23 protein-coding genes are annotated in these 25,640 nt (G+C 64.8%); 9 read left to right on the top strand and 14 right to left on the bottom strand.

Features of this window, described 5'->3' with window-relative positions; all coding sequences use genetic code 11:
• Positions 1 to 41: 41 nt before the first annotated feature.
• Positions 42 to 1,718, bottom strand: coding sequence for a mucoidy inhibitor MuiA family protein (locus IVB40_RS04650; protein ID WP_247818213.1), 1,677 nt, complete (start codon positions 1,716 to 1,718; stop codon positions 42 to 44).
• A 168-nt stretch (positions 1,719 to 1,886) separates the two neighbouring features.
• Positions 1,887 to 2,507, bottom strand: coding sequence for a response regulator (locus tag IVB40_RS04645; RefSeq protein ID WP_247818212.1), 621 nt, complete (start codon positions 2,505 to 2,507; stop codon positions 1,887 to 1,889).
• A gap of 202 nt (positions 2,508 to 2,709) precedes the next feature.
• Between IVB40_RS04645 and IVB40_RS04640 the strand changes: the two genes are divergently transcribed.
• Positions 2,710 to 3,738, top strand: a complete 1,029-nt coding sequence (locus IVB40_RS04640) for an AraC family transcriptional regulator (protein ID WP_247431653.1) — start codon at positions 2,710 to 2,712, stop codon at positions 3,736 to 3,738.
• Between the two features lie 2 nt (positions 3,739 to 3,740).
• On the opposite strand, the gene IVB40_RS04635 is transcribed toward IVB40_RS04640, so the two are convergent.
• Complete coding sequence (locus tag IVB40_RS04635; RefSeq protein ID WP_247818211.1) at positions 3,741 to 4,952, bottom strand: NnrS family protein; 1,212 nt, start codon at positions 4,950 to 4,952, stop codon at positions 3,741 to 3,743.
• A 128-nt stretch (positions 4,953 to 5,080) separates the two neighbouring features.
• Between IVB40_RS04635 and IVB40_RS04630 the strand changes: the two genes are divergently transcribed.
• Complete coding sequence (locus tag IVB40_RS04630; RefSeq protein ID WP_027570385.1) at positions 5,081 to 5,791, top strand: Crp/Fnr family transcriptional regulator; 711 nt, start codon at positions 5,081 to 5,083, stop codon at positions 5,789 to 5,791.
• Positions 5,792 to 5,878: 87 nt separating this feature from the next.
• Here the strand turns inward: IVB40_RS04630 and IVB40_RS04625 are convergent, their stop codons facing one another.
• Both IVB40_RS04625 and hemN read right to left on the bottom strand, forming a co-directional pair.
• Positions 5,879 to 6,076 carry a DUF1858 domain-containing protein gene (locus IVB40_RS04625; RefSeq protein WP_007596228.1) on the bottom strand — a complete coding sequence of 66 codons (198 nt, stop codon included), beginning with the start codon at positions 6,074 to 6,076 and terminating at the stop codon, positions 5,879 to 5,881.
• A 101-nt stretch (positions 6,077 to 6,177) separates the two neighbouring features.
• A complete protein-coding gene (hemN, locus tag IVB40_RS04620; RefSeq protein WP_247818210.1) occupies positions 6,178 to 7,530 on the bottom strand; it encodes an oxygen-independent coproporphyrinogen III oxidase in 1,353 nt (450 codons plus the stop codon).
• A gap of 160 nt (positions 7,531 to 7,690) precedes the next feature.
• Between hemN and IVB40_RS04615 the strand changes: the two genes are divergently transcribed.
• The 3 genes from IVB40_RS04615 to IVB40_RS04605 all read left to right on the top strand — a co-directional run bounded on the left by IVB40_RS04615 (position 7,691) and on the right by IVB40_RS04605 (position 10,160).
• Positions 7,691 to 7,897: a hypothetical protein gene (locus IVB40_RS04615; RefSeq protein ID WP_219681678.1), complete on the top strand. Its 207-nt coding sequence runs from the start codon at positions 7,691 to 7,693 to the stop codon at positions 7,895 to 7,897.
• A gap of 236 nt (positions 7,898 to 8,133) precedes the next feature.
• Complete coding sequence (gene nirK / locus IVB40_RS04610; protein WP_027570382.1) at positions 8,134 to 9,231, top strand: copper-containing nitrite reductase; 1,098 nt, start codon at positions 8,134 to 8,136, stop codon at positions 9,229 to 9,231.
• 50 nt (positions 9,232 to 9,281) lie between these two features.
• A complete protein-coding gene (locus tag IVB40_RS04605) occupies positions 9,282 to 10,160 on the top strand; it encodes an SUMF1/EgtB/PvdO family nonheme iron enzyme (protein WP_247818209.1) in 879 nt (292 codons plus the stop codon).
• Between the two features lie 43 nt (positions 10,161 to 10,203).
• On the opposite strand, the gene IVB40_RS04600 is transcribed toward IVB40_RS04605, so the two are convergent.
• From IVB40_RS04600 to IVB40_RS04590, 3 genes are read right to left on the bottom strand one after another with little or no spacing between them, the layout of a single operon-like run.
• Positions 10,204 to 10,839: a GNAT family N-acetyltransferase gene (locus IVB40_RS04600; RefSeq protein ID WP_247818208.1), complete on the bottom strand. Its 636-nt coding sequence runs from the start codon at positions 10,837 to 10,839 to the stop codon at positions 10,204 to 10,206.
• 22 nt (positions 10,840 to 10,861) lie between these two features.
• On the bottom strand, positions 10,862 to 11,512 hold the full coding sequence (locus IVB40_RS04595; protein ID WP_027570379.1) for a CoA transferase subunit B: 651 nt from the start codon (positions 11,510 to 11,512) through the stop codon (positions 10,862 to 10,864).
• 18 nt (positions 11,513 to 11,530) lie between these two features.
• The gene (locus tag IVB40_RS04590) at positions 11,531 to 12,238 is read right to left on the bottom strand and encodes a CoA transferase subunit A (protein WP_247818207.1); all 708 of its coding nucleotides are present in this window, start codon (positions 12,236 to 12,238) and stop codon (positions 11,531 to 11,533) included.
• 290 nt (positions 12,239 to 12,528) lie between these two features.
• Between IVB40_RS04590 and IVB40_RS04585 the strand changes: the two genes are divergently transcribed.
• The 4 genes from IVB40_RS04585 to IVB40_RS04570 all read left to right on the top strand — a co-directional run bounded on the left by IVB40_RS04585 (position 12,529) and on the right by IVB40_RS04570 (position 17,846).
• A complete protein-coding gene (locus IVB40_RS04585) occupies positions 12,529 to 14,454 on the top strand; it encodes an AsmA family protein (protein WP_247432849.1) in 1,926 nt (641 codons plus the stop codon).
• Between the two features lie 209 nt (positions 14,455 to 14,663).
• Complete coding sequence (locus IVB40_RS04580) at positions 14,664 to 16,049, top strand: ABC transporter substrate-binding protein (RefSeq protein WP_027570377.1); 1,386 nt, start codon at positions 14,664 to 14,666, stop codon at positions 16,047 to 16,049.
• A 76-nt stretch (positions 16,050 to 16,125) separates the two neighbouring features.
• Complete coding sequence (locus tag IVB40_RS04575; RefSeq protein ID WP_211394722.1) at positions 16,126 to 16,998, top strand: sugar ABC transporter permease; 873 nt, start codon at positions 16,126 to 16,128, stop codon at positions 16,996 to 16,998.
• A complete protein-coding gene (locus IVB40_RS04570) occupies positions 16,995 to 17,846 on the top strand; it encodes a carbohydrate ABC transporter permease (RefSeq protein WP_027570375.1) in 852 nt (283 codons plus the stop codon). Before IVB40_RS04575 ends, IVB40_RS04570 begins: the two co-directional genes overlap by 4 nt.
• On the opposite strand, the gene IVB40_RS04565 is transcribed toward IVB40_RS04570, so the two are convergent.
• From IVB40_RS04565 to IVB40_RS04540, 6 genes are all read right to left on the bottom strand, one after another.
• The gene (locus IVB40_RS04565; protein ID WP_247818206.1) at positions 17,843 to 18,103 is read right to left on the bottom strand and encodes a hypothetical protein; all 261 of its coding nucleotides are present in this window, start codon (positions 18,101 to 18,103) and stop codon (positions 17,843 to 17,845) included. The two genes, IVB40_RS04570 and IVB40_RS04565, sit on opposite strands and share 4 nt — an antisense overlap.
• Before the next feature lie 240 nt (positions 18,104 to 18,343).
• Complete coding sequence (locus IVB40_RS04560; protein WP_247465039.1) at positions 18,344 to 19,156, bottom strand: ABC transporter permease subunit; 813 nt, start codon at positions 19,154 to 19,156, stop codon at positions 18,344 to 18,346.
• Between the two features lie 4 nt (positions 19,157 to 19,160).
• Positions 19,161 to 20,075, bottom strand: a complete 915-nt coding sequence (locus IVB40_RS04555) for an ABC transporter permease (protein WP_247818205.1) — start codon at positions 20,073 to 20,075, stop codon at positions 19,161 to 19,163.
• On the bottom strand, positions 20,072 to 21,241 hold the full coding sequence (locus tag IVB40_RS04550; RefSeq protein ID WP_247818204.1) for an ABC transporter ATP-binding protein: 1,170 nt from the start codon (positions 21,239 to 21,241) through the stop codon (positions 20,072 to 20,074). Before IVB40_RS04550 ends, IVB40_RS04555 begins: the two co-directional genes overlap by 4 nt.
• Positions 21,242 to 21,316: 75 nt before the next feature.
• Positions 21,317 to 22,777 (bottom strand): glycerol-3-phosphate dehydrogenase, encoded by a 1,461-nt coding sequence (locus tag IVB40_RS04545; protein ID WP_247818203.1) that lies wholly within the window; start codon positions 22,775 to 22,777, stop codon positions 21,317 to 21,319.
• Between the two features lie 39 nt (positions 22,778 to 22,816).
• Positions 22,817 to 25,504, bottom strand: a complete 2,688-nt coding sequence (locus tag IVB40_RS04540; RefSeq protein ID WP_247818202.1) for an EAL domain-containing protein — start codon at positions 25,502 to 25,504, stop codon at positions 22,817 to 22,819.
• Positions 25,505 to 25,640: the final 136 nt, after the last annotated feature.

Below are 25,640 nucleotides of genomic sequence, written 5' to 3'. Positions count from 1 at the left end.
CGAGCGCGAGCTAAGACGGCATCGCACTTCGGCGCCGCCCATCAGCCCGCCGGCACGATCACCATGCTCTTGTCCTTCGGCCAGCGAACGCGCCAGGCGAAGTTGATGTCCTTGACCTCGCCGGGCTTGGAGTCGAACGACCATTCCAGCACACCGCGCCGGTCGCGAATGTTGCTTGCGGTCGGCGGCGTGGTCGCAGGCAGCATCTCGACGAGGATGTCCTCGTTCTCGCTGACCGGCAACTGATCCTCGATCGCGACCTTGATCGGGAAGTCGTGACCGTTGCGGATCGTCGTCTTGAACGATCGCTCGTCGGTCTTCGACGTCGTGACCAGGAGGCCTGCCGAACCTTCGTTGCGCTTGAGCACCGCGCGCTCGATCCTGACCTTGTCGTCGGCGCCGAAGCCGAGTCGCACGATATCGTCCTTGGCCGAAGCCGAGAGCTTGCCGCGGCCGACGAAAGTCCCGTCGCGATAGATTGCGACCTTGCCCGGCAGCAGGCTCGTGTCGTCGGTCTGCTTGAAGCTGGCTTCGAGGAACGCGGTGGGGTCCATCACCGGTGCCGCGCGCACCATGAGATCGGCGGCCACGGTCATCGAGGCGATGCGCAGGCTCTTGGCGCCCTCGGCGGCGCCGAGGCTGATGCGGCCGGGGATTTTGTAGGTGGCCTGGAAGTCGCCGATCTCGGCGACCGCCTGCTGTTCTTCGGCGCGTTCGCGGATATCGTCGGCGGCCTTGGCCGCAGAAGTTTCCATCTTTCGCTGCTGCATTGGCGCCGCCGCCGGCATTGCCGAATCCGAAAGCGAACCCAGCGCCCGCGGCCTCGGCACCTGCGGATATTGCGCAACCAGCGAATTCAGCTCCGGCGCGCTGCCGCCGCGGCCGATGCGGACCGTGGAGACGCCGAGCGTGACGTTGGACCAGTCCTCGCCGGTTGATTGCGTGACCTCGGCGCGCCGAACCAATTCGAGCTGCGGTTTGCGATCCTTCGCGCCGGTGTCGAGGCGGGCGTCGTAGAGCGGCAGCCAGCGCGCATTGCGCACATCGTAGGTGACCCTCAACGTCGCCTTGGTTGCTGTCGGCGCGGCGATATCCATGCGGACTTCGAGCTTGCTCGGCGGCTTGGCCTTGCGCTCGACTTCGAGCTGGGCGATCTGCCGATCGATCTCGCGCATCTTGCGCGTGGCGTCGCGAACGGCGGTATCGGCGCTGGCAATTTCCTCGCCGACGGTGGCAAAGGCCGTGCGCCATTCGGCAATCGGCCGCGCCTCGCCCTTGTCGCCGATGCCGGCAGGAGAGGCTTCCGCAAAATGCTCCGCGAATTTGCGCCGCGCATTGGCCGAGTCGATCGCGCCTTGCAGGTCGGCGCGCTGGTCGTTCAGTGCCTCGATGCGCTTGTCCAGCTCCGGCAAATTGACCGGCGCCGCACGCGGCGTTCGCGCATCGATCGTGCCGATAGTGAGCTTCGCTCCCCCCTCACCCTCCACCCGGATCGAGGAGGTATCGAGACCAAGCGGGAAGTCCTTGGCAACGAGCGTCGAATCGCCAGACGGCAGGTCCACCGCGATGACGCGGGTTACGGTCGCGCCGTCGGGGTAAACGGTGACGGTATCGATGGCCGACGTGGCGCCCAATTCGGCGGCCCATGACGACGACGCGAATGCCGTGGTCACCAGAACCAGGCTCGTCGTCGCCAAACATCTTGCGGTGATGCGCATCAAGTCCCTCCTCCAAGTCATCGCCGCCGCCAGCCGGACGCGCGATCCAATGCCTCGCCAACATGGTTGGACGCGGCAGGGAAGGAACTGGTTCGATTAGGGTTTCCGTGGGGCGCCGCCGCGGCGGCAGCAAGGCCCGGAACGTGTCGTCAGCCCGCGACGGAGCCCTTAATCCGGAGCGGACGAACCCTGCCCGAAGATGCGGCGGAGCAGATCGGTGACGTTCTTGGCGCCCGCCTTCCTCAGAATGCCGGCGCGATAGCCTTCGACCGTGCGTGCGCTCAGATGCATGCGCCGGGCGATCTCCTTGTTGGTCAGGCCGGCGGCGAGATGCTCGAGCACGTCGCCCTCTCGCGCGGTCAGGGGTTCGCAGCCGGGCAGCCAGCGCTGCCGGCTGGAGCCGGGCTGTGCGAACTCGTCGATGGCGGCATCGATCCGGTCGACGATGTCGCGGGTGCGGAACGGCTTCTCGATGAAGTCGGCCGCGCCACTCCTGATGGCATCAACCGCCATGGCGATGCTGCCGTTTGTCGCGGTCACCAGCACCGGCGCCATGCAGTTTTCCTCGCGCAGGCGCTTGAGCACGTCGAGACCGGAGCGATCGGGCGGCATCTCCAGCAGCACGCAGGCCGGCATCCGCGCCTTGGCCTCCGAGAGCAGAGACGCGCCGTCGGCGAAGCAGATCACGTTGTATGCGCTCTGTTGGAGCGCGGTGGACAATTGTTCGCGGGAGGCGGCATCGGTGTCGATGACGAATACCTCACCCTTGGAAAGCATGTTCCCCGGCATAATTCCGATCCAGCAATGTCTTTGGTCAAATGGTCCGAGACAGCAGCGGGGCCTCGTCGCGCCGCGCCGTCATATGCACGGCATTCACGCCCGTGCTTCGGTTTCACTTATGTATGTTCCACCCGGTTCCCGGATTTGACGGATCGGGACATAAACTTTACATTTCGGGACATCTGCGGGATTGCTGACAGGAACGGGTCGCATGACCGACCTCATTCGTAGCGCAGGCTTGAGCTATTACCCGGAGGTCGCCCGGTCGGTCGGGCTCGACCCCAAACAAATGATGCGCAAGGTCAGGCTGCCGCTGGCCTGCCTCGACAAGCCCGATACGCCCATTGCCGTCACCGGCCTGCGCCGCCTGCTCGAAATGTCGGCAGAGGCGTCCGGAGCCGAAGATTTCGGCTTGCGGCTTGCCGAGCGCGGCGGGCTGACCAATTTCGGCGCAGTCGGCCTGATCGTGCGCGAACAGGCGACCGTTGGTGAAGCCATCGAAGCCTTCTCGCGCTTCATCCCGATCCATCACGACGGCATGAAGCTGGATGTCACCCGCGACAAGCAGACCGTCACCGTCACGCTGCACCTGCGCGGCCGACAGCCGACCGCGCCGCGCCAGTCGATCGACATGGCGCTCGGCAGCGTCCACCGCATCATCCAGTCGCTGTTCGGCAGCGATTGGCGGCCGCAGGAAGTTCACCTGCACTACCCACCGCCGCTCGACCGCAAGCGCTACCGCGAGTTCTACGGCTGCCGTGTGACCTTCAATGCGGAGGACGATTCGATCCTGTTGTCGGCACACGACATGGAGCGCCGGATCCCGAGCGCGCATCCGCTGATCGCGAGCTATCTGCGCAAGCGGATCGAGGCGATCGAGACGCGGCCGGCAAGCTGGGAGGAGAAGGTCGACGAGGTCGTGCGTCTCCTGCTCGCCGGCGGCGACTGCACGGTCGAGCGCGTGGCCGAGCACCTCGCCTGCACCCGCCGCACCATCCACCGCCATCTCGCCGAAGCCGGCACCAGCTTCTCGGCCATCCTCGACGCGCAGCGCGCCGATCTCGCGGTCCAGCTGATCGACGACCCCGGCCGACCGCTGGCCGACATCGCCGTGCAGCTCGGCTTCTCCGCACAGAGCGCCATGGCCCGCTGGTTCCGCGGCCATTTCGGCTGCACAATCACCGCATGGCGCAAAGGCGTCCGGCCGCTGGAATCCCTGACCGCGGCGACCGCGGCTTGAATTCAGCGTGCCGGGACGGGCACGCCCATGATGGCGAGGGCGCGGCGACGGCTGCCGGCGAGCAGCGGACCGAACGCGATGGCAAAGCCGAGGAACGCAACGATCCAGCCGCACGCGGCAAGGTGCAGCAACGCATCGCTGTGCGCCGGCCAAACCACCGCCGCGACCCGCGCCAGCGCCGCGACGATGATCGCGGCATAGATGGCTTGTGTCGCCGGCGACGCCGTCAGCGCCTGTCCGGTATGGCCGAGACTCGCACGGGTCATCACCGCGAGCGTCATGGTTCCGGCCGCTCCCGCCATCCAGGCGTGGATGCCCGCGCTCGGCGGCAACGCGCCGAAGACGGCAAAAGCATGCAGGAGGAAGCCAAGCGGCACGAAGACATAGCCGACATGGAGAATCAGGAGCAACCGCTCGCGGAAGGTGCGATCACCGGCCCAGCGCGCAAGCCGCACCAGGTGCAGCACACCCACCAGCGCCATCACCGCCCCGGTAACCGTACTCAAGGGCGCGACGATCCACGCGATGATCGCAATTGCGCTGCACCCGATCACCACACCGTCAAAACGCCCGAACGGCACCGGCAGGCGGCCGGGGTTGAACTTGACCAGCCAGTTTCGGGTGAAACTCGGGATGATGCGGCCGCCGATCAGCGAGATCATCATAACGACCACGCCGATGCCGACGCGGATGCCGACATCGGCCGCACCCGCGTAATGCGCTTCGAGATGGAAGGCGACATTGCCGGCGAGCAGCACGAGCACCAGCACCACGACGGGCAGGTTGCGCCAGTTGCCGCCGGCGATGATCTCGCGCGTTGCAGCAGCGACGACCAGCGTCAGGAAGGCGGCATCGACGGCAAGCGCAAACGCCCAGCCGATATCGGCAGACAGCGTCACCGCGACCCGGCCGGCGATCCAGACCGCCAGCAGCGCGCCCAGGGACGTCCCCTGGATCGGCAGCCGCCCGGTCCAGTTCGGGATCGCCGTGAACAGGAATCCCGTGATCACCGCCGGCAGGAAGCCGTAGAGCATCTCATGGACGTGCCAGTCGCGCGGCGCGAAAGCGGAGCTCACCGACAATTCGCCATAGAACATCGGCAGCCATGCCAGGATCGAAAGCCCTGCCTGGATGGCGGCGAGCAGGAAAAAGGGCCGAAAGCTGTTCGCAAACAGCGGCCAGCCCTCAAAGTTGCGGGATCGGACGCCAGCCATGGGTCAACTCCAGTCGATTCAAATCGTCGCTTGGAAAAATACTGCCGTCCGGCCGGGTCGTTTTTGAGCTATCGCAAACACCCTGACGATTGCAGGTGTCATCACACTTCCAGCGCCAAGGAGGCAGAATGGCCAAGGTCGACACATCGCTGGTTGCGCATTTGCCGCTGTTTGGGGGTGTCAAACCGGAGGACCTCGAGGAGATCCTGCGCGAAGCCCGCTCAGTGCGCTATCCCAAGAACAGCGCCATTTTTGAGCAGGGCGCGGACGCGCAATCCTTCTTCCTGCTGCTGCACGGCCATGTTCGCGCGGCCAAGACCACACCGACCGGCGAGCAGATCGTGGTGCGCTATGTCGCGCCGGGCGAAACGTTCGGTCTCGCGATGGCGATCGGTGCCGCGCGCTATCCGGCCACGGCGATCGCGGTCGACGACAGCGTCGCACTGATCTGGCCGACCTCGGCATGGCCACGACTGGTCGAGCGATTTCCCTCGCTTGCCGCCAACACGCTCCAGACCGTCGGCACGCGGCTCCAGGAGAGCCACACCCGGATCCTGGAAATGTCGACCCAGCAGGTCGAGCAGCGTGTCGCTCATGCGCTGCTGCGCCTCGCCAAACAATCCGGCAAGAAGCTCGACCACGGCATCGAGATCGATTTCCCGATCAGCCGCCAGGACATCGCGCAGATGACCGGCACCACGCTGCACACCGTGAGCCGCATCCTGAGCGGCTGGGAACAGCAGGGACTGGTCGAGAGCGGCCGTCAGCGCATCATCCTGCGCGATCCGCATGGGATCGTCGTGCTCGCGGAGCGGAGCCCCGACAGCGGCGCGGCGTGAAGCCAGGGGTGAAGGGTGCTTCCGCTTACGGCGAAAGCGCCCCTCACCCGGGAATCCGCACGCGGCCCGCGCGAATTCCAGACCGGTTCACGCCGGCACGCGGTCGCACAGCGCGGCGAGGAATTTGTCGCGATCGATGCCATGCTCGCGGCAGGCGTCATCGACCGTGTGGAAGGTTGCGATCGGACAGCCAACGCAAGCCATCCTGAAGGCGAGAAACACGCGGATCGTGTGCGGCGCCGTGCGCATGATGTCATCGACCAGATCGTCGGATCCAAAAGGCATGGACAACAACTCCGTTCCGAAGCCACGATAGCGGAGCGGGCGCGAGTCTCTTTGTCGAAGCGCAAGCTGGCCCGTCATTCCGGCATGACGGTAAGGTGATCTCACACCGCCCGGCTGTGCAACTGCTTCGCGGGATCCAGATGCGCGTCGAACGCGGCTGCGACGCTGCGCACGAGAAAGCGCGAGTCCTTTGCGACTGCGATGCGGTCGCCGTCCAGTCTCACGACGCCGTCGGAGATCAGCGGCTTCAGACGCGATGCCGATTTCAGCATTGCCCCGGCCTCTGCGCCATGACGCGCGCAGATATCGCCGAGATCGGCGCTGAACTCGCACATGATGCGTTCGATGATGTCGGCGCGCAGCCGGTCGTCGCCGGTGAGCCCATAGCCTTTAGCGGTGGCCAAATGACCCGCGGCGATGCTCTGCGCATAGGCGCCGATCTGGACCTCGTTCTGGACATAGCCCTGCGGCAAATGTCCGATCGCGCTCGCGCCGAAGCCGAGCAGGACTTCGCCCTTGTCGGTGGTGTAGCCCTGAAAATTGCGCCGCAGCGTGCGTTGCTCGAAGGCCACAGCCATGGAATCGCCGGGCCGCGCGAAATGATCGAGCCCGATCTGCACATAACCGGCCTCCTTCAACGCATTGGCGATCGCGCAGGCCTGGTCGTGGCGCGCAAGGCCGTCGGGCAGCACGGCCTCGTTGATCATGCGCTGGTGCCTCTTGAAAGCAGGCACATGCGCGTAGCCGAACACCGAGAAGCGGTCGGGCCCAAGCTCGAGCGAACGTCGCACCGTATCCAGGCACGAGGCAACGGTCTGGTGCGGCAGTCCGTAGATCAAATCGAAGTTGATCCCGTTGATGCCGGCGCGCTGGAGCATGTCGACGACGGAAGCCGTCTGTTCAAGACTCTGCACACGGTTGATCGCGCGCTGCACGACAGGGTCGAAGCTCTGCACGCCCAGGCTCGCGCGATTGACCCCGGAGAGCCGCATGGCCTCGACCATGGCGGCCGTCAGCGTGCGGGGATCGATCTCAACCGCAATCTCGGCCGACGGCAGCACGAAGAAGGCTTGGCGCATCGCCGCCATCAACTCGGCAAAAGCCTCCGGCGCCATGATCGTCGGGGTGCCGCCACCGAAATGGATGTGCTCGACCTTGATGCGCCGGCCGATCGTCTCGGACACCTGCGCGATCTCGCTGCGCAGCGTACGCAGATAGGCCGCGACGAGACCGTCTCGACGAACGATCTGGGTATGGCAGCCGCAATACCAGCACATCTCGCGGCAGAACGGCACGTGCAGATAAAGCGACGCGCTGGCCGCCGCCGGGAGCTCCGCCAGCCACTGGGCGTAGGCGCCCTCGCCGATCGCCGGCGAGAAATGCGGTGCGGTCGGGTAGCTCGTGTAGCGCGGCAGTCGTTCTTCGCCGTAGCTCGCCGCAAGATCGGCCCTCATATCTTACCCATTCGTCAATCAATGCTGCGCAGCGGGGCGGCGCATCCCAGGATGGCACGAAATTACCCATTTTCCGGTGCGCTACCTTGCGCTCGCTCAAAGTCCGAGCACGGGATCGGCGCCATGGTGACATTTGATTATTGCCCTCTGGAGATAGGTTATGGCGTCGTTCGCGCTCGATCTCGTTCTGTGGCTCACCGGCGTTCGCGGCCATATCCCGCGCTTTGACGATTTTCGTCCCGTTCCCACGACGCCCACCGTTGGCGCCAGCCACCTGGTACGCGTGATGGTCATCACGGCCGCCGTCTTCGCCGCGCTGTCGCTCGCGGTCTGGGGCACGGTCTGGATTGCGATCCAGTTGCTCTAGCCGAGAACAATCCATCCGCAATACACGGAACTGAACGTGCGAGCGATTTGCGCTCGATGCGGCTGACGTCGCGCACCACCGCGTCTTTCGTATCGCCGATGCGGTCTTCGAAAAACTCCCGAGGATTTTACCGGAGGCGAATTCGGCAAAAGCTTGTCGCAGCGCAAACACGGTTGCCGCGATCGGCGCACACTGCATTCCGTCATCAAGACCATTTCAGATGAAGGATGCTTCCGATGTTCACCCGCCGAGCCGCATTGATCAGCGCCGCCGCCACCGCCTTGATGCTGGCGACACCCGCCTTGGCTGCCGACGATCTCAAACTGCCGCGCCAGAAGGTCGAACTGGTCGCTCCGCCGTTCGTGCACGCGCATGAGCAAGCGACCAAGCAGGGCCCCAAGATCGTGGAGTTCACACTCACGATCGAGGAGAAGAAGGTCGTCATCGACGAGAAGGGCACCACCTTCCAGGCGATGACCTTCAACGGCTCGATGCCGGGTCCGATGATGGTCGTGCACGAGGGCGACTACGTCGAAACGACGCTGGTCAATCCCGCATCCAACTCCATGCCGCACAACATCGACTTCCATTCCGCGACCGGTGCGCTCGGCGGCGGTGCGCTCACGCTGGTCAATCCCGGCGAGCAGGTCGTCTTGCGCTGGAAGGCGACCAAGACCGGCGTGTTCGTCTACCATTGCGCACCGGGCGGCCCGATGATCCCCTGGCACGTCGTCTCCGGCATGAACGGCGCCGTGATGGTGCTGCCGCGCGACGGCCTCAACGACGGCAAGGGCCACGCACTGAAATACGACAAGGTCTATTATGTCGGCGAGCAGGACATGTACGTGCCACGCGACGACAAGGGCAACTTCAAATCCTATGAATCGCCGGGCGAAGCCTTCACCGACACCGAAGAGGTGATGAAGAAGCTGATCCCCTCCCATGTGGTGTTCAACGGCAAGGTCGGCGCGCTCACCGGCAAGAATGCGCTCACCGCCAATGTCGGCGAGAACGTGCTGATCGTGCATTCGCAGGCCAATCGCGACAGCCGTCCGCATCTGATCGGCGGCCATGGCGATTATGTCTGGGAGACCGGCAAGTTCTCCAACGCGCCGGAGACGGGGCTCGAGACCTGGTTCATCCGCGGCGGCTCGGCGGGCGCTGCGCTGTACAAGTTCATGCAGCCCGGCATCTACGCCTATGTCACGCACAATCTGATCGAGGCCGCCGACCTCGGCGCCACCGCGCACTTCAAGGTCGAAGGCAAATGGAACGACGATCTGATGACGCAGGTGAAGGCTCCTGCCGATATCCCGCCCCCCAACACCAACTAGACGCGACGAGGGGCCGGTGATGACCGGCCCCTTTTTCATGGGGAACGACCATGCTGATCGCATTCAAGCTGAAGCTGCTACTCGCCTGCGCCGCCGGGCTTGCGGGGCCGATCGCGGTGGCGCCGCTGGTATCGGACATTGGGACCCACGGCACGGCGGCGGAGCCCGCCATCGTCAGGGTCGCGCCAGGCAGCCTGTCCTATCGCGAGGCCGGCGATTTCACGCGTGCCGGACAGCAAGCGGAAGCGCCGCTGCGCGCGATGCGCTTCGAGAGGCCGCTGCACATCATGCGGCATCAGGTCTCGTCATCCGACTATCAGATTTGCGTGCAGGAGGGCTCTTGTCGCGCGCTTGATCGCGGCGTGGCAATCGCCTCCGATCGACCCGCGGTGCAGGTGAGCTGGCACGACGCCGAAGCCTATGCGGGTTGGCTCTCGCGCAAGACCGGTCACAGCTATCGCCTGCCGAGCGACGCGGAATGGGCTTTTGCGGCCGGCTCCAGATTCAGAGATGACGGTCTTCCGGTGGACGCAGCAGATCCATCGAAGCGCTGGATCGGTCGCTACGAGCGTGAATCCGAGCGCGACCTCTTCGACACGACCGCCTATCCCTTCGGCAAGTTCGGTTCAAACGAGCACAGCGTCGAAGATCTCGCCGGCAATGTCTGGGAGTGGACCTCGACCTGCTTCGTGCGCTCGCGCACCGACGCGGCCGGCAATACCGGCAAACCGACCGTGAACTGCGGCGTGCGCGTCGCCGAAGGTGCCCACCGCGCCTATGTCACGGATTTCATCCGCGACGCCCGCGCCGGCGGCTGCGCGCAAGGCGTACCGCCTGCCAATCTCGGCTTCCGCCTAGTGCGAGAGGAAACGTCCTGGGTCGCCAGCGTATCGGCGCGGTGGAGCAAGACGTGGGCGGCGAGGTCGTGAGTGATCGTAGCGTCATGGCCTTCGCCAGCACGACGCCGGGAATTCACATCGCCCGCGCGAACATGCGAAAGCCCGGCGCGCCGATGATCGCCTCGAAGGCAGGATCGCGCTTCTCCTCGGCAAGGACAAAGCCGGCCTTGGCATAAGCGCGCTCGGCGGGCTCGTTGCCGATCAGGAACGATATTGTCGCCCGGGCAAATCCAGCCGCCCGCCCCTTCTCCAGCGCATGCGCGATCAGCGACTGCGCGAGACCGCGACCACGATAGGCGGGATCAGTCGCGACATACTCGATCATCCAATCGCCCTCACCGCCCTGAACCCAGCAGGCGCGCGTGTAGCCGCCACGTTGGCGGATGGCGGCAAGCTCAGGCGCGGCGAGCCCGGTCGCGGCAGCGATCTCTTCGATGGCACGCCAAGCTGCTGGTCCCGTGCCGGCCGCCGGTAGCGCACACAAGGCAGCCGCAGGCTTGTCATCGATCTCGGCGACCAGAAATTCCGAGACGTGCCACATCGACACCGCGCGCGCGACCACGATGCGCGCAACGAACTCGCGGCACTGCGCCTCCGGCAAACCGAGCGCAACGTCGAACCAGCCGCGCGGCCGGTAGCCGCGTTGCGATGACAGGATGGTTTGCGCGATGAAATCGGCGTCTTCGGGACGCGCAGACCGTATCGTCATGCGCGCCCCCTTCGCGAAAACCTTACGTGTTCTTCAGTGCGACGCGGAATTCGGCTTCGGTCTTGGCCTTGACCTCGTCGAGCGAGACGCCGTCGGCGAGCTCGATCAGCGCCATACCGCCGTTGCCGTGCTTGTCGATGGTGAAGACGGCCAGATCGGTCACGACCATGTCGACCACGCGCTCGCCGGTCAGCGGCAAATTGCACTGCTTCAGGAGCTTTGGACCGTCCTTTGCCGAATGCTCCATCACAACGACCACGCGCTTGACGCCGGCGACGAGATCCATCGCGCCGCCCATGCCCTTGACCATCTTGCCGGGGATCATCCAGTTTGCGAGATCGCCGTTCTGGGCCACCTGCATCGCACCGAGGATCGACAGATCCATGTGGCCGCCACGGATCATACCGAAGGAATCCGCGCTCGAGAAATACGAGGTCGACGGCAGCTCGCTCACGGTCTGCTTGCCGGCGTTGATGAGATCGGCGTCTTCTTCACCCTCATAGGGGAACGGGCCCATGCCGAGCATGCCGTTCTCGCTCTGGAGGCTGACGTCCATGCCGTCCGGGATGTAGTTCGAGACCAGCGTCGGGATGCCGATGCCGAGGTTGACGTAGTAGCCGTCACGCAATTCCTTCGCGGCGCGCGCAGCCATCTGTTCACGGGTCCAGGCCATGTGGTTCTCCTGATACGCTTAAGCGGCGGTGCGCGGGCGGGTGTTGCGGAATTCGATGCGCTTCTTGGCCGTTCCGACCTCGACGATGCGCTTGACGAAAAGACCGGGCGTGTGGATGTGGTCGGGATCGAGTTCGCCGGCCGGAACCAAATGCTCGACCTCGGCCACAGTGACTTTAGCGGCGGTCGCCATCATTGGGTTAAAGTTGCGCGCGGTCTTGCGGTAGATGAGGTTACCTGCGGTGTCGCCCTTCCAGGCGTGCACGATGGCGAGGTCGGCGAACAGGCCGCGCTCCATCAGGTATTTCTGCCCGTCGAATTCCTTCACTTCCTTGCCGTCGGCGATCAGCGTGCCGACGCCGGTCTTGGTGTAGAAGGCCGGAATGCCGGCGCCGCCCGCGCGAATGCGCTCGGCCAGCGTGCCCTGCGGATTGAATTCGAGTTCCAGCTCGCCGGCGAGGAATTGCTGGGCAAACAGCTTGTTCTCGCCGACATAGGACGAGATCATCTTCTTGATCTGGCGGGTTTCGAGCAGGCGGCTGAGGCCAATGCCGTCGACGCCGGCATTGTTCGAAACCACCGTCAGGTCCTTGACGCCGGAGTCGCGGATCGCGTCCGACAGCGTCTCGGCGATGCCGCAGAGGCCGAAGCCGCCCGACATGATCATCATGCCGTCTTTCAGAACGCCCTCGAGAGCCGACTTGGCGTCGGGATAGACCTTATTCATGCAAATAACCTTCGAGTGAACCTTCGGCTTGCAGGCGTCGCGCCTTATTGGCGGCGATTATTAGGCGAAATCGTCCGAAGCCGTCAATGATACGGGGTTCTCCGCTCCGCCCCTGGGTGATAGAAGCTGCCCAAGCCGTGGGCGCAACCGTTCCCGTGGCCTTGAAAGCGACAAGAAAACCCATCAAGTTGCGGCACTTAACACAATAGGTCTTGGGCGTGGGGGCGCGCAGGTTTCCCGGCCCGCCTTCTGGCTCCAGCGACCAACCCGATCAGGACATGCCATTGACCATGGCCCAAGGAATGAAGCGCCTCGGGACGCCGATCGCGGCGCTGCTCGGCGTGGCGCTGATCGCCCTGATCGCGACCTCATGGCTCATCAATCGCGACGCACTGCGCAAGGCGGTGGAAACGCAGATCCGCGACGTCACCGGACTCGAGGTCAATGTCGCAGGCGCGATCGACATTTCGGTGCTGCCGGCAAGCTACATCTCCTTCCATGACGTCGGCCTGAAGGGCGGCGGTACCAGCGATCCCGCGCTCCATGTCGACGTGCTCACCGCGAACCTGCGGCTGCTGCCGCTGCTGCTGCAACGGTTCGAGATCGCCGACCTGACGCTGCTGCGGCCGCGCATCCATGTCAGCCTGAAGCCGGACGGCGAGAGCAACTGGACGCCGTTCATCCAGACCATCGCGCGCACCATGAAGCCCGGCGCCGAGAATCAGGTGTCGTTCTCCGAGATCCGGATCCAGGACGGCGTGCTCGATTACGAGGACGCTGCCACGCATGGCACCGAGAAATTCGAGGACATCGACCTGTCGCTGGCCTGGCCCTCGATCTCGCGCTCCTTCGCCGCGACCGGACAGTTCGACTGGCGCGGCGAACGGGTCGACGGCTCGATCAGCTTTTCCGATTTCGTCGCCGCGCTCTCCGGCGAGCGCTCGGGGTTGAAGGCGCGGATCGCGAGCGCACCGCTCAAGCTCGCCTTCGACGGCAGCGTCGCCAACCGCACCAGCCCGATGATGGAGGGCACGCTCACCATCGACAGCCCGTCCTTGCGCAACGCGCTGCGCTGGACCGGCCAACCGCAGCCCGCCAGCGGCGGCTTCGGCCGCTTCGCGCTGAAGGCGCGCGCCAACGTCGTCGGCGCGTCAATCGCGCTCACCAACGTCAATGTCGAGCTCGACGGCAACACCGCCGAGGGCGTGATGACCTACGCCAATAACGGCCGGCAGACGCTGCAGGCGACGCTCGCAGCCGACGCGCTCGACTTCACACCGTACATCTCGACCTTCCGCCTGCTCGCCAGCGGCGCGCGCGACTGGAACAGGCAGCTGTTCGACCTCAACGCCCTCTCGACCACCGACCTCGACATGCGCCTGTCGGCAGCCAAGCTGACGGTCGGGGCGTCGAAACTCGGCCGCACCGCGATCGGCGCGAATCTGCGCAACGGCACGCTGGCGCTCTCGGTCGGCGAGGCCCAGGTCTATGGCGGCATCGCCAAGGGCTCGTTCGGCATCGCGCGCTCCGACACCGTCGCCGACATCAAGGCGCAGTTCCAGTTCACCGACGTCGACCTTCAGGCCTGCGCCTCCGAGCTGTTCGGTATCAACAAGCTGTCCGGGCGCGGCAACATCAACGTCTCGCTCCTCGCGTCCGGCTCGAGCCCGTTCGGCCTCGTGCAGTCGCTCGACGGCAGCGCCACCGTGACCGGGCACGACGGTGCGATCGCGGGCTTCAATGCCGAGCAGCTCCTGAAGCGGCTCGAGCGGCGGCCGCTGTCCGGCGGCGGCAATTTCCGCAACGGCTCCACCCCTTACGACAATCTCACTATCGCGGTGAAGTTCTCCGATGGCGTGGCCACCGCCGAGGACATCCGCGTCGAGGGACCGGCGGCGAAGATCACGATGACCGGCACCGCATCGGTGCCGACGCGCGAATACGACATGAAGGGCGTGGCCAGCCTCAACAGCGCGTCGGGGTTCGAATTGCCCTTCGTCGTGCAGGGCCCCTGGGACGATCCCCTGGTGTTCCCCGACCCGGAAAGCCTGATCCGCCGCTCGCCGGCCTCAGCGCCCCTGCTCGACATGCTGAAAGACCGCAAGCCGGGCGACGCGGTACGCTCCGCGATCGAGCGTATCACCGGGACCGGAAAACGTCCCGCACCGGCCGAAGCGCCGACAGCGGAGAACGCCAAGGGCGCGAAGTCCAACTGAGGACGGCGATCAAGCGGCACCAGCCGATCGACGCAGAATTGATCAGGGCGAATTGATGCAGCGATTGGATCGATGCGCGCATTAAGCATCTCCTCTCGCCCGACACCCCACGACCTATGTCTGACAAGAAGCCGCTAGATCGTACCACGGCCATGCGCTAGTGTTTTATACGACCGGTTAAAAACACCGGCCGTTTGAGGGAGAAAAACGTGAAATCCAAGGTTATTGGCGCAGTATCACTGGCGGTCGCTGCGGCCGGGCTGTTTGCAGCCGCTGCACCCGCATTTGCGCAGCAGAAGACGATTACGGTCTGGTGGGGCAAGGGCTTCTACCGCTCCGAAGACGACGCGCTGCTCGATACGATCAAGAAGTTCGAAGCCAAGACCGGCATCAAGGTCGAATTGTCGCAGTACGCGATCCAGGACATGATTCCGAAGACGGTCGCCGCACTCGATTCAGGCACCGTGCCCGATGTTGCCTATTCCGACACCTACGACGTGCAGGTGCAGGGCAAGTGGGCCTACGAAGGCAGGCTCGAGGACCTCTCCGACATCATGGAGCCGATCAAGGATCGGTTCGTGCAGAACACGCTGGATGCGTCGATCCTCTATAACGACGTCACCAAGAAGAAGGCCTATTACGGCTTCCCGCTGAAGCAGCAGAGCATGCATGTCGAGATCTGGAACGACATGCTGGAGAAGGCCGGCTTCAAGCTCGCCGACATCCCGACCGACTGGGAAGGCTACTGGACGTTCTGGTGCGACAAGGTGCAACCGGGGATCCGCAAGGCGACGGGCCAGCGCGTCTACGGCGTCGGCCAGCCGATGGGCGTGGAATCCACCGACGCCTTCCAGTCGTTCTACACCTTCATGGATGCCTATCACGTCAAGCTGGTCGACGACGACGGCAAGCTCACGGTCGACGATCCCAAGGTCCGCGAGAACCTGATCAAGGCGATGAAGGACTACACCGACACCTACATCAAGGGCTGCACCCCGCCGTCCTCGACGACCTGGAAGGATCCCGACAACAACGTCGCGTTCCACAACAAGACCATCGTGATGACCCACAACTTCACGATCTCGATCGCGGCGAAGTGGTTCGAGGACTCCCAGAACCAGGCGCTCACGCCCGAGCAGCGCGAAGCCGGCAAGAAGGCCTATGGCGAGGACATTATCACCGCGTCCTTCCCGAAGGCTCCGGACGGTTCGACGATCCGCTACCGCTCGGACGTCAAGACCGGACTGGTCTTCTCCGTGGCCAAGAACAAGGCCGAGGCCAAGCAGTTCATCGCCTTCCTGCTCCAGGAAGAGAACGTCCGGCCCTATATCGAGGGTGCGCTCGGCCGCTGGTTCCCGGTGACGAAGGAAAGCCAGGAGAGCCCGTTCTGGCAGGCCGACCGGCATCGCAAGGCGGTCTACGCGCAGTTCAAGGGCGGCACCGCCCCGTTCGACTTCACCAAGAACTGGAAGTTCACCATCCTGAACAACGAGAACGTCTGGGCCAAGGCGATGAACCGCGTCGTCAGCGAGAAGGTGCCGGTGGACAAGGCGGTCGACGAGCTGATCGCTCGCATCAAGGCGGTCGCGGGCTGATCCCGGACTGCAATAAGGTATATGCTAATACCGGTCGCGGCTCTCCGCGACCGGTTGCTTTCGGTGGGTATGCGATATGGCGATCACACTTTCCGGCTCAGACACAATTCCGGCCCCTCCCCTGTCGGCGCGCCTGACCACGCAGCAGGTCTGGGGCATCTTGCTGCTTGTGCCCTATCTACTCGTCTTCCTGGCCTTCGTCGTCTATCCCGTCGGCTACGGCCTGTGGCTGGCGCGCAATCCGGCGAACTATGTCGCTCTGTACAACGACCCGATCTTCGCGCGCGCCGCGGTCAACACGCTGATCTTCCTGGTCATCGGCATCAACGTGAAGATGCTGATCGCGCTGTTCCTGTCCGGCTTCTTCGCGCAGCAGCGCCCCTGGATCAAATGGCTGTCGGTGATCTTCATCCTGCCTTGGGCGGTGCCGTCGATCCCGACCATCCTGTCGGTCCGCTTCATGCTCAATCCGGAATGGGGCATGGTCAACCATTTCATCTTCTCCCTCACCGGCGATGACGGCCCGAACTGGCTGAACGACCCGACGGTCGCGCTGACCATGGCGATCGCCGTGCATATCTGGAAGTCGCTGCCGTTTTGGACGCTGATCCTGCTGACCGGGCGGCTCGCGATCCCGCAGGATCTGTACGAGGCGTCCGAAGTCGACGGCGCCAGTCCGTGGCAGAAATTCCGCTTCATCACCTGGCCGTCGATGCAGATGCTCTACGTCACCTGCACGCTGCTCTCGATGATCTGGACGCTCGGCGACTTCAACAGCGTCTATCTGCTCACCGGCGGCGGGCCGGCCGACCTCACGCATGTGCTGTCGACGCTCGGCATCCGCTATCTCCGGCTCGACCAGCTCTCGCTTGCGATGGCCTCCATCGTCTGCGCGATACCGTTCGTGCTGCCGCTGATGTACTTCATGATGAAACGGTTGTCGCGATGAAGCTTCCCACCCTCCGCGAAGTTGGTACCGAAGCCAAGCTCCTGCTGATCGGTATCCCGGTCTTCATCTGGACCATGATTCCGATCTACCACATGTTCCTCTTCGCGATCTCGCCGAAGGAGGACGCGTTCTCGGGCAAGCTGTGGCCGGATCATCCGACGCTGCACAACTTCCACATCGTGTTCTACCAGGAGCACTATTTCCTGCGCGACTTCTGGATCCAGTTCTGGAACTCGACTGTGATCGCACTGGCCGCCGGCGCGCTGACCTTGTTCATCGCGACCGCCGCCGCATTCTCGATCTCGCGGCTTAAGGTGCCGGGCGGCCGCTGGGTGATGAATCTCGCGCTGTTCACCTACTTCATCCCGGCGGCGTTCCTCGCCGTGCCGATGTACCGCACCATGGGCACTTACGGCCTGCTCAACAATCACTGGTCGCTGATCCTGGCCATGGTGACGATCGCCTCGCCTTATGCGATCTGGGTGCTGAAGCAGGCGTCCGACAAGCTGCCGGTCGAGCTCGACGAGGCCGCCGTGATGGACGGCGCGACCACGCTGCAGCTGTTCCGCTTGGTCTATGTGCCGCTGATGATGCCCTCGCTGGTCGCGATCGGCACCTATGCCGTGCTGCTGGCCTGGAACGAATACCTCTACGCGTTCCTGCTCTTGTCCAAGGACACCGACATCACGTTGCCGGTCGCGCTCGGCAACTTCCTCGCCGCCGACGACTCGCCGTGGGAGCTGTTGATGACCACCGGCTTCATCTACGCGCTGCCGCCGGCCGCGGTCTATTACGCCTTCAAGCGCTACATGGTGGGCGGGCTCACGGCCGGTGCGGTGAAGTCCTAAACATCGGCCGCGCTCTTCCAGCGATACGCGATCAGCAGCGCGATCGTCGAACCCATGAAGTAGCCGGCGGTCGCGCCCGGGATGGCGCGACCGACGATGACGGCCAGCGCACGATCGCCGGCATCGATCGCCGAGATCACGCCAACCGTATACTGCAAGGCGAAGACAATCAGGTTGCGGACCAGACCAATTGGACTGCCCGGCCGGATGATCTGCCCGGTCGCGCGATCCAGTTCGAAAGGGCGCGGCGTCCGCACGCCTAGCGGCAGCCAGAAACCATGCGACCAGCGGCCATGCGCTGTCCTGATGCCCGAAGCCGATCCGGGATATCCCCCAGACGATGAACACGACTGGCACGATCAGCGCACGCCAGATCGGCGTCGTGCGCGGCTGCATCGCCTGCACACCTTGCCAGATGAGATAGGCAAGCAGTGCGAAGACCCAGACCGGCGTATGCACCAGGACCTGATAGGCGAAAATCATCATCGCCTCCGCTCTCAAAGCGGCGCCGCGCTCTCGCCCTGCGAGCTCGACAGTTTCGAGGCGAGCGAGGCGATCACGATGACGGCCGCGATCAAGGCGATCACCAGCGTGCAGATCGCGTTGATCTCGGGCTTCACGCCCAGCCGCACCTCTGAATAGATCCGGATCGGCAGCGTCGCCGAGCCCGGGCCGGTGGTGAAGCTCGCGATCACGAGATCGTCCAGCGACAGCGTGAAGGCGAGCATCCAGCCCGCGACGATCGCGGGCGCGATCAGCGGCAGCGTCACGGCGACGAACGCGCGCACCGGGTCGCAGCCGAGGTCCATCGCGGCCTCTTCCAGGGAGCGGTCGAGCGAGCCGAGGCGGGACTGCACGACGACGGCGACGAAGCACATCGTCAGCGTGGTATGGGCGATCGTCACCGTCCAGAAGCCGCGCTCGGCGTTCAGCGCCACGAACAGCAGCAGCAGCGACAATCCGGTGATCACCTCCGGCATCACCAGCGGCGCATAGAGCATGCCGGAGAATAGGGTGCGGCCGCGGAACCGCTCGCCGCGCGACAGCGCCACGGCGGCAAGCGTGCCGATCAGGGTCGCAATGGTCGCCGACGAAACCGCGACGCGCAGGCTCATCCAGGCCGCCTCGATCATGGCACGGTCGTTGAAGAACTCGTGATACCAGCGCAGCGACCAGCCGCCCCACACCGTCACCAGCCGCGAGGCGTTGAAGGAATAGACGACGAGGATCAGGATCGGCAGGTAGAGGAAGGCCAGACCCAGCGCGAGCGAGGCGACGTTGAAGCGGGACAGGCGGGAGACTTTGCGCATCGCCTCACCGCCCCTGTTCCAGCTGCCGCTTCTGCAGCCGTTCATATAGCAGCAGCGGGACCAGCAGCACCAGCAGCAGCACGATGGCCGCGGCGGAGGCGACCGGCCAATCCTTGTTGGTGAAGAATTCGAGCCACAGCGTCTGGCCGATCATCAGCGCATTGGAGCCGGCCAGGAGATCCGGAATGACGAACTCGCCGACGATGGGGATGAAGCACAGCAGCACGCCGGCGCCGACGCCGGGCAGCGACAGCGGGAAGGTGACCAGCCAGAACACCTGCCAGCGCGGCGCGCCGAGATCGGAGGCGGCCTCCTCCAGCGCGGGCTCCATTTTGGCCAGCGTGGCGTAGAGCGGCAGGATCATGAACGGCAGGTAGGAATAGACGATGCCGATATACATCGCGCTGTCGGTGGAGAGCCACACCACCGGCTGACTGACCAGATACAGCGCGAGCAGGATCTGGTTGAGCAGGCCGTCGTGCTGGAGGATGTTGATCCAGGCATAGATGCGGATCAGGAACGAGGTCCAGAATGGCACGATCACCAGCACCATCGCCACGGCCTGCCAGCGCGCCGGCAGCCGCGCCATGGCGTAGGCGATGGGATAACCGATCAGGAGCAACAGCGCGGTCGCGGTGACGGCGACGGTGAGGCTACGCACATAGGCAAACACGTAGATGTCGTCGGAGACGAGCAGCCTGAAATTGTCGATCGACAGCGCGGCAAAGGCGGCCTTTAGCGCTCCCCATCCCGCCATCAGGTCGAACACCGGCTCGTAAGGCGGCTGCGCGATCGCCGTCTGCGACAGGCTGATCTTCAGCACGAAGCCGAACGGCACTAGGAAGAACAGCACCATCCAGACATAGGGCGCGATCGCGGCAAGGCGAGCCGGTCGCGCGAAGATGCGGCGCGCGCTCACCACGGCAGCACCACGCAGTCGTCGGGCGTGAACCAGGCGACGACAGGCTGGTTCAGGCTGTAGGCGTCGACGTCGAGGCGCGCGCTGTTGGCGACCGAAGCCTGCACCATCCCGCCGGCGTCGAGCTTCACCTTGTAGGTGGTGGTGCCGCCGAGATAGCAGATGTCGGCAATCACGCCGTCGAGCTGGTTGATCGCCGTTTCACGACCGGCTTCCCTCACCGGACCACGGCGCGAGAGCTTGACCTTTTCGGGGCGGATCGCAACCGATAATCTGACCTCGCCGAACGGCTCGCGCGGCTCCGCCACCACCAGCGGTCCCGCATCGCGCGTGCCTATCACCAGGCGATGACCGTCGCGCAATTTGGACTCGGCGTCGAACAGGTTGACGTCGCCGACAAACTCCGCGATCCAGCGCGAGCGTGGCGCCTCGTAGAGCTCGCGGGGACTCGCGACCTGCGCGAGCTTGCCGTCTCTCATCACGCCGATCCGGCTCGCCATTGTCATCGCCTCTTCCTGATCGTGGGTGACAATGATGAAGGTCATGCCGAGCCGACGCTGAAGCTCCATCAGCTCGCCCTGGGTGCTTTCGCGCAGCTTCTTGTCGAGAGCCGCGAGCGGCTCGTCGAGCAACAGCAATTGCGGCCGCCGCGCCAGCGCACGCGCCAACGCCACACGTTGGCGCTGCCCCCCGGAGAGCTGGTCGGGCTTGCGCTTCTCGAGCCCGTCGAGCTTCACCAGCGCGACCATCTCCGCCACACGCGTGGCAATGTCGGCGCGCGCCATGCCGGCGCGCTTCAGGCCGAAGGCGATGTTGTCGCGCACCGACAGATGCGGAAACAGCGCATAGTTCTGGAACATCATGTTGATCGGCCGCTCATGCGGCAGCGCCTGCGCGATGTCCTTGCCGCCGAGCAGGATGCGCCCTTCATCCGGCGCTTCGAAACCGGCGAGCATGCGCAGAAGTGTGGTCTTGCCGCAGCCGCTGGGGCCGAGCAGCGCAAAGAACTCGCCGGTCTTGATGTCGAGCGACACGCCGTCGACGGCCCGGAACGTCCCGAAGGTCTTGGCGACGCCCTCGATGCGCAGCAGCGGCTCGCTGGCCGCGAACTGCGTCTCTCCGACCGGATCCGCAGCGGCGTCTGTTCTGGCCAACTCGTCAGTCATGGTCCCTGCCAACCTCAATCGCGCCGCACGCTAGCGGCCGATCGTCCCTTACTCAACCGGTTAGAGGCGGTTCGTTCACATCGGATTCGCCATGAACGCAGCCAGCGCATCGCATCCCTCCGCCGACATTGTCAGGCCGAGCTTGGAGCGGCGCCACAGGATGTCCTCGGGAAAACGCGCCCATTCGTGGGTCATGAGATAGCGCACCTCGGCGCCCGTCAACTCGGGACCGAAGGCCGGGCCGAGATCGTCGCGGGTCTTCGCCTCACCGAGCACAGCCGTCAGCCGCGAGCCATAGGCCGCGACGAAGCGTTGGGCCTGCGTCTCCGAGAGAAAGCGCCAGCGGTCACGCGCAAGATCGACCTCGGTGTCGAAACGGTCCCAGGCGAAATCTCCGCCCGGCAGCGCCGCGCCTGCGGTCCAGGGCGGCGACATCGGATAGAACGGCGTCAACTTCGTCACCGCGCGCTCCGCCCGCAGGCGCGATGTGGTGACGTCACCGCCGAACATCGTGATCAGCGGCGCCTTGCGCCGCCGCGTGTGGAACAGCGTGGTGCCGTCACGCCGGCGCGCGGACGCAAGCGTCAGGTTGACGCCGGAGACCGCCCGCACCACGTCGGTCGGGGCGACGCGCTCGCGGAAATAGCGACTGGCCGCCTCACAGAGATAGCCGACGTCGGCCCCCCGCATCGCGACGATCGCGGGATCGCCGGTGAAATCGTGCGTGATTGTGCCGATCAGCGTAAAGTCGCGATCGAGGGGACTCGCGAAGATCAGCCGGCCATCGCTGTTCTGGAAGACGTAGACGTTATCGGAATCGAACAGCCGCGGGACGATGATCTGGCTCATCTGCATCGCCGCCATGGCGGGTTGCGGCTGCCGCAGCACGGTCTCGGCGACCATCGACGTCCATCCGCCGGTGGCGTTGGCCAGTGCCCGGGCCGTGATCGCGTGGCGATGGCCGCGGTCGACCACCGCGAGCCGCCATGTGTCGGTTCGATCGGCACGCACACAGCGCGCTCCAGTCCGAATCACGGCGCCGCGCTCGGCCGCATCCAGTGCCGTGAGCACCACCAGTCGGGAATCGTCTACGACGCAATCCGAATATTCGAAGGCCGTGCCGAATGGTCGTTTCAGCGCGTTGCCGACCGGATGATGCGTGATGTCGAGGGTCGCCGTTGCAGGCAGGCCGCTCCGGCTGGTGAGGCTGTCGTAGAGGAGCAGGCCGAGGCGCAGCAGCCATGGCGGGCGCTCGTCGGAATGCGCCGGGATCACGAAGCGCATCGGCCGAACCAGATGCGGCGCGATACGGAGCCAGGTCCGGCGCTCGGCGAGCGCCCGGCGCACCCGTCGGAAGCCGCGCCGTTCCAGGACCGAGAGATCGCCGTGGATCAGCCGCGGTGTTGCCGAGGACGCCGCGCCGCCCAGATCGCCCTGCTCCAACAGGATGGCCCGCAGGCCGCGGCCGGCGGCATCGCGCGCGAGGCTGACACCGTTCAGGCCGCCCCCGATGATCGCAAGGTCGTAATCCGCCATGAAGCCGTCGAATGGAAGCGAACGAAGCGCCCACCATCACTAACCGGTCTTGAGCGCAAGCTCCATGACTTCGGCGCGACCGACGAGGCCGGCATATTTCCCGATCGGCAGGGGCTTGCCGAGCAGATAGCCCTGCACGCCGTCGCAGCCTTCCGCGGCGAGGAAGGCAAGTTGTTCCAACGTCTCGACGCCCTCGGCGACGATCGACATTTCCAGGCCATGGCCGAGATCGATCACCGCGCGCACGATCGCCGCCGATTGCGGGTTGCGGCCGAGATTGATGATGAAGGCGCGGTCGATCTTGATTTTGTCGAACGGGAACGCCTGGAGATAGCTCAGCGAGGAATAACCGCTGCCGAAATCGTCCATGGAGATGCGCACGCCGAGCGCCTTGAGCCGGCGCAGCAGCGCAAGACCGCGATCGAAGTCCTCGATCAGCACGCCCTCGGTGATCTCAAGCTCTAACCGGCCGGGTGCGAGACCCGTCTCGATCAGAATGGAATGGACGAGCCCGACCACGTCGCCGTGCATGAACTGCGCCGGCGACAGGTTGACCGCGACCTGAAGCGGCGTCGGCCAGGAGGCGGCCTCGCGGCAGGCCTCGCGCAGGATCCACTCGCCCATCTCGACGATCAGGCCGCTTTCCTCCGCGATCGGAATGAATTCGGCCGGGGAAACCTGGCCGCGCACCGGGTGCTGCCAGCGCGCCAGCGCCTCGAAGCCGATGATATCGCTCTCGGCGACGCTGTGGCCCGCAGTCCCCTGCGGCTGGAAGGCGAGCGAGAGCTCGCCATTCTTGATCGCCATCGAGAGGTCCTGGTGCAGGACGCGGCGATCGCGGATCTGCTGGTCCATCTCCGGCTGGAACAGGCTGATCGTGCCGCGCGATTTCTGCTTGGCGCGGAACAGCGCCGCGCCGGCATTGGCGAGCAGCGAGGCGGCGTCGGCGCCGTTGTGCGGGAAGATCGACATGCCGGTGGTGACGCCGGCGCGGACCGGGCGGCCGTCGATCTGGAATTCCTTGGCGACGGCATCACCGATCTGCTGCGCCAGCGCGAGGCCTGCCTCCGGCTGCTTGCCGTCGATGATCAGGCCGAACTCATCGCCGGACAGGCGCGCCACCACGCCGCCGCGCGCGGAATCCTGGAGCCGCTGGGCCACCTCGACCAGAAGCTTGTCGCCGTGCGCATGGCCGAAGACGTCGTTGACCTCCTTGAGGCCGTCGAGATCGACGCACAGAACCGCGAACTCCTCGCCGGTGCCCTCGCAGGCCTCGATCATCTGGGTCAACGCCTGCAGGAAAGCGGCACGGTTCGGCAAATCGGTGAGGCCGTCGTGATAGGCCATGTGCGCCATGCGCGACTCGGTCTGCCGGCGATCGGTGACGTCCTCGTGGGTCTTGATCAGATATTGCGGCTCGCCGGTGTCGCCCAGCACGGTGGCGCGGCGGGTGAGGAACAGCCGCAGTCCGTCCTTGGTGGAGATCGGGTGCTCTTCGGTGATCATCCCACGCTTCTTGATCGCGGCTTCGTCGCGCGCGATGATCAGCTTGGCTTCCTTGGGATTGAAGATGTCGGACGCGGTCAGGCCCGTGGCTTCCTCGCGCCTGCGGTTGAGGATCGTCTCCGCGCTGCGGTTGGCGAGCAGGTAGCGGCCGTCCTTGACCTGCTCGACGATCAGGGCCACCGGGATGTTGTCGACCACGAGCTCCAGGAACTTCTTCGTGCTCTCCAGCTCCTTCGACAGCGAGCGGCGATCGGTGATGTCCTCGAACACGAGCATCAGGAATTCGGGCTTGTTGCTCTCGTTGCGGACCACGATCCGGATCGAGGCAACCATGCGCCGCTCACCGGCGCGATCGACCTCGAATTCGTTGCGAAACTGGCCCTCCGGCGAATCGAGTGCCGCCCGGTCGGTCGCCTCGATGCTGTCCGCCGAGATGGGCGCAAACAGCTCGCGGGCGTTCTTGCCGACGGCATGATCGCGTGAGAAACCCCAGAAGCGTTCATAGGCGCTATTGGCGAAAATGTAGCGACCATCCTCGATGTTCTTCGCCGCCACGCAGGCCGGTACGTGGTCCAGCAATGTTTCCAGGAACTGCTTGGTGGAGGCGAGCTGTCGGGACAGCCTGCGCTGCTCGCTGACGTCCAGATGGGTCGCCACCGAGCCGCCGTTGGGCAGCACGAAATACTTCACCAGGATGGCCCGCCCGTCCGGCAGTTCGGTTATCAGGCCGTTCGGGCTTGCCGCCTTTTCATAGAACTCGTCGTCGGAAGCGCCGCCGAGCACGCCACGCTGGCGCCGCAGCTCAAGGATGTCGTGGCCGGTCATTCCGGCCCAGATGTCCGACCGCATCAAGCCGTAGATATCGAGATAGCGGTCGTTGCAGAAGATGATGCGCCGCTGCGCATCCGTCATCACCACGCCCTGGTTGAGGTTGTTCATGGCGGAGGAGACAAAGGCATTGCGCCGCAGCTGCAAACGCCTAGTCCGGCGCAGTGAGGAATGGATCCATAGCGCGATCGCGGCGAAGAACGAACAGATCACAATTCCCGCGATCAGGGCTTCCCAGATCACGTTGGGATCGAGATGGCCGAGGTAGCTCGGAGGGCTGAAGCTGTCGGAGAGGGCAAAGGCGCGCGCAGGCGCGACCGCTGCGGCCAGGCACACGACGGCCTGCATCGCAATCGGAAGCGCGCTGCCCGCGTGCCAGTTCTTCTCAGCCATCAGCCACCCGCGATTTCAACGTCGGATTGTCTGGCCTGGCGGGTTTGGATCGGGTAAACGCCTGTACGAGCAACGGAAAAATGTGGCATCAAATACGGCAATTGCCCTGACATGATAAATGCTTCCTTAACGGAAA

Origin of the sequence: Bradyrhizobium sp. 40 (assembly GCF_023100925.1) — a bacterium.
Lineage (GTDB): Bacteria > Pseudomonadota > Alphaproteobacteria > Rhizobiales > Xanthobacteraceae > Bradyrhizobium.
Note: the sequence above shows the minus strand (reverse complement) of the source record. Positions and strands in the feature narration are given on the sequence as shown.

Excerpts from the sequence above, each read along its gene's own strand:
- IVB40_RS04650 (WP_247818213.1), bottom strand. The coding sequence starts at position 1,718 with ATGCGCATCACCGCAAGATGTTTGGCGACGACGAGCCTGGTTCTGGTG.
- IVB40_RS04600 (WP_247818208.1), bottom strand. The coding sequence starts at position 10,839 with ATGACGATACGGTCTGCGCGTCCCGAAGACGCCGATTTCATCGCGCAA.
- IVB40_RS04575 (WP_211394722.1), top strand. The coding sequence starts at position 16,126 with ATGGCGATCACACTTTCCGGCTCAGACACAATTCCGGCCCCTCCCCTG.
- IVB40_RS04615 (WP_219681678.1), top strand. The coding sequence starts at position 7,691 with ATGGCGTCGTTCGCGCTCGATCTCGTTCTGTGGCTCACCGGCGTTCGC.
- IVB40_RS04540 (WP_247818202.1), bottom strand. The coding sequence starts at position 25,504 with ATGGCTGAGAAGAACTGGCACGCGGGCAGCGCGCTTCCGATTGCGATG.
- IVB40_RS04630 (WP_027570385.1), top strand. The coding sequence starts at position 5,081 with ATGGCCAAGGTCGACACATCGCTGGTTGCGCATTTGCCGCTGTTTGGG.
- nirK (WP_027570382.1), top strand. The coding sequence starts at position 8,134 with ATGTTCACCCGCCGAGCCGCATTGATCAGCGCCGCCGCCACCGCCTTG.
- IVB40_RS04560 (WP_247465039.1), bottom strand. The coding sequence starts at position 19,156 with ATGCGCAAAGTCTCCCGCCTGTCCCGCTTCAACGTCGCCTCGCTCGCG.
- hemN (WP_247818210.1), bottom strand. The coding sequence starts at position 7,530 with ATGAGGGCCGATCTTGCGGCGAGCTACGGCGAAGAACGACTGCCGCGC.
- IVB40_RS04585 (WP_247432849.1), top strand. The coding sequence starts at position 12,529 with ATGGCCCAAGGAATGAAGCGCCTCGGGACGCCGATCGCGGCGCTGCTC.
- IVB40_RS04595 (WP_027570379.1), bottom strand. The coding sequence starts at position 11,512 with ATGGCCTGGACCCGTGAACAGATGGCTGCGCGCGCCGCGAAGGAATTG.
- IVB40_RS04570 (WP_027570375.1), top strand. The coding sequence starts at position 16,995 with ATGAAGCTTCCCACCCTCCGCGAAGTTGGTACCGAAGCCAAGCTCCTG.
- IVB40_RS04645 (WP_247818212.1), bottom strand. The coding sequence starts at position 2,507 with ATGCCGGGGAACATGCTTTCCAAGGGTGAGGTATTCGTCATCGACACC.
- IVB40_RS04545 (WP_247818203.1), bottom strand. The coding sequence starts at position 22,777 with ATGGCGGATTACGACCTTGCGATCATCGGGGGCGGCCTGAACGGTGTC.
- IVB40_RS04550 (WP_247818204.1), bottom strand. The coding sequence starts at position 21,241 with ATGACTGACGAGTTGGCCAGAACAGACGCCGCTGCGGATCCGGTCGGA.
- IVB40_RS04590 (WP_247818207.1), bottom strand. The coding sequence starts at position 12,238 with ATGAATAAGGTCTATCCCGACGCCAAGTCGGCTCTCGAGGGCGTTCTG.
- IVB40_RS04635 (WP_247818211.1), bottom strand. The coding sequence starts at position 4,952 with ATGGCTGGCGTCCGATCCCGCAACTTTGAGGGCTGGCCGCTGTTTGCG.
- IVB40_RS04640 (WP_247431653.1), top strand. The coding sequence starts at position 2,710 with ATGACCGACCTCATTCGTAGCGCAGGCTTGAGCTATTACCCGGAGGTC.
- IVB40_RS04625 (WP_007596228.1), bottom strand. The coding sequence starts at position 6,076 with ATGCCTTTTGGATCCGACGATCTGGTCGATGACATCATGCGCACGGCG.
- IVB40_RS04605 (WP_247818209.1), top strand. The coding sequence starts at position 9,282 with ATGCTGATCGCATTCAAGCTGAAGCTGCTACTCGCCTGCGCCGCCGGG.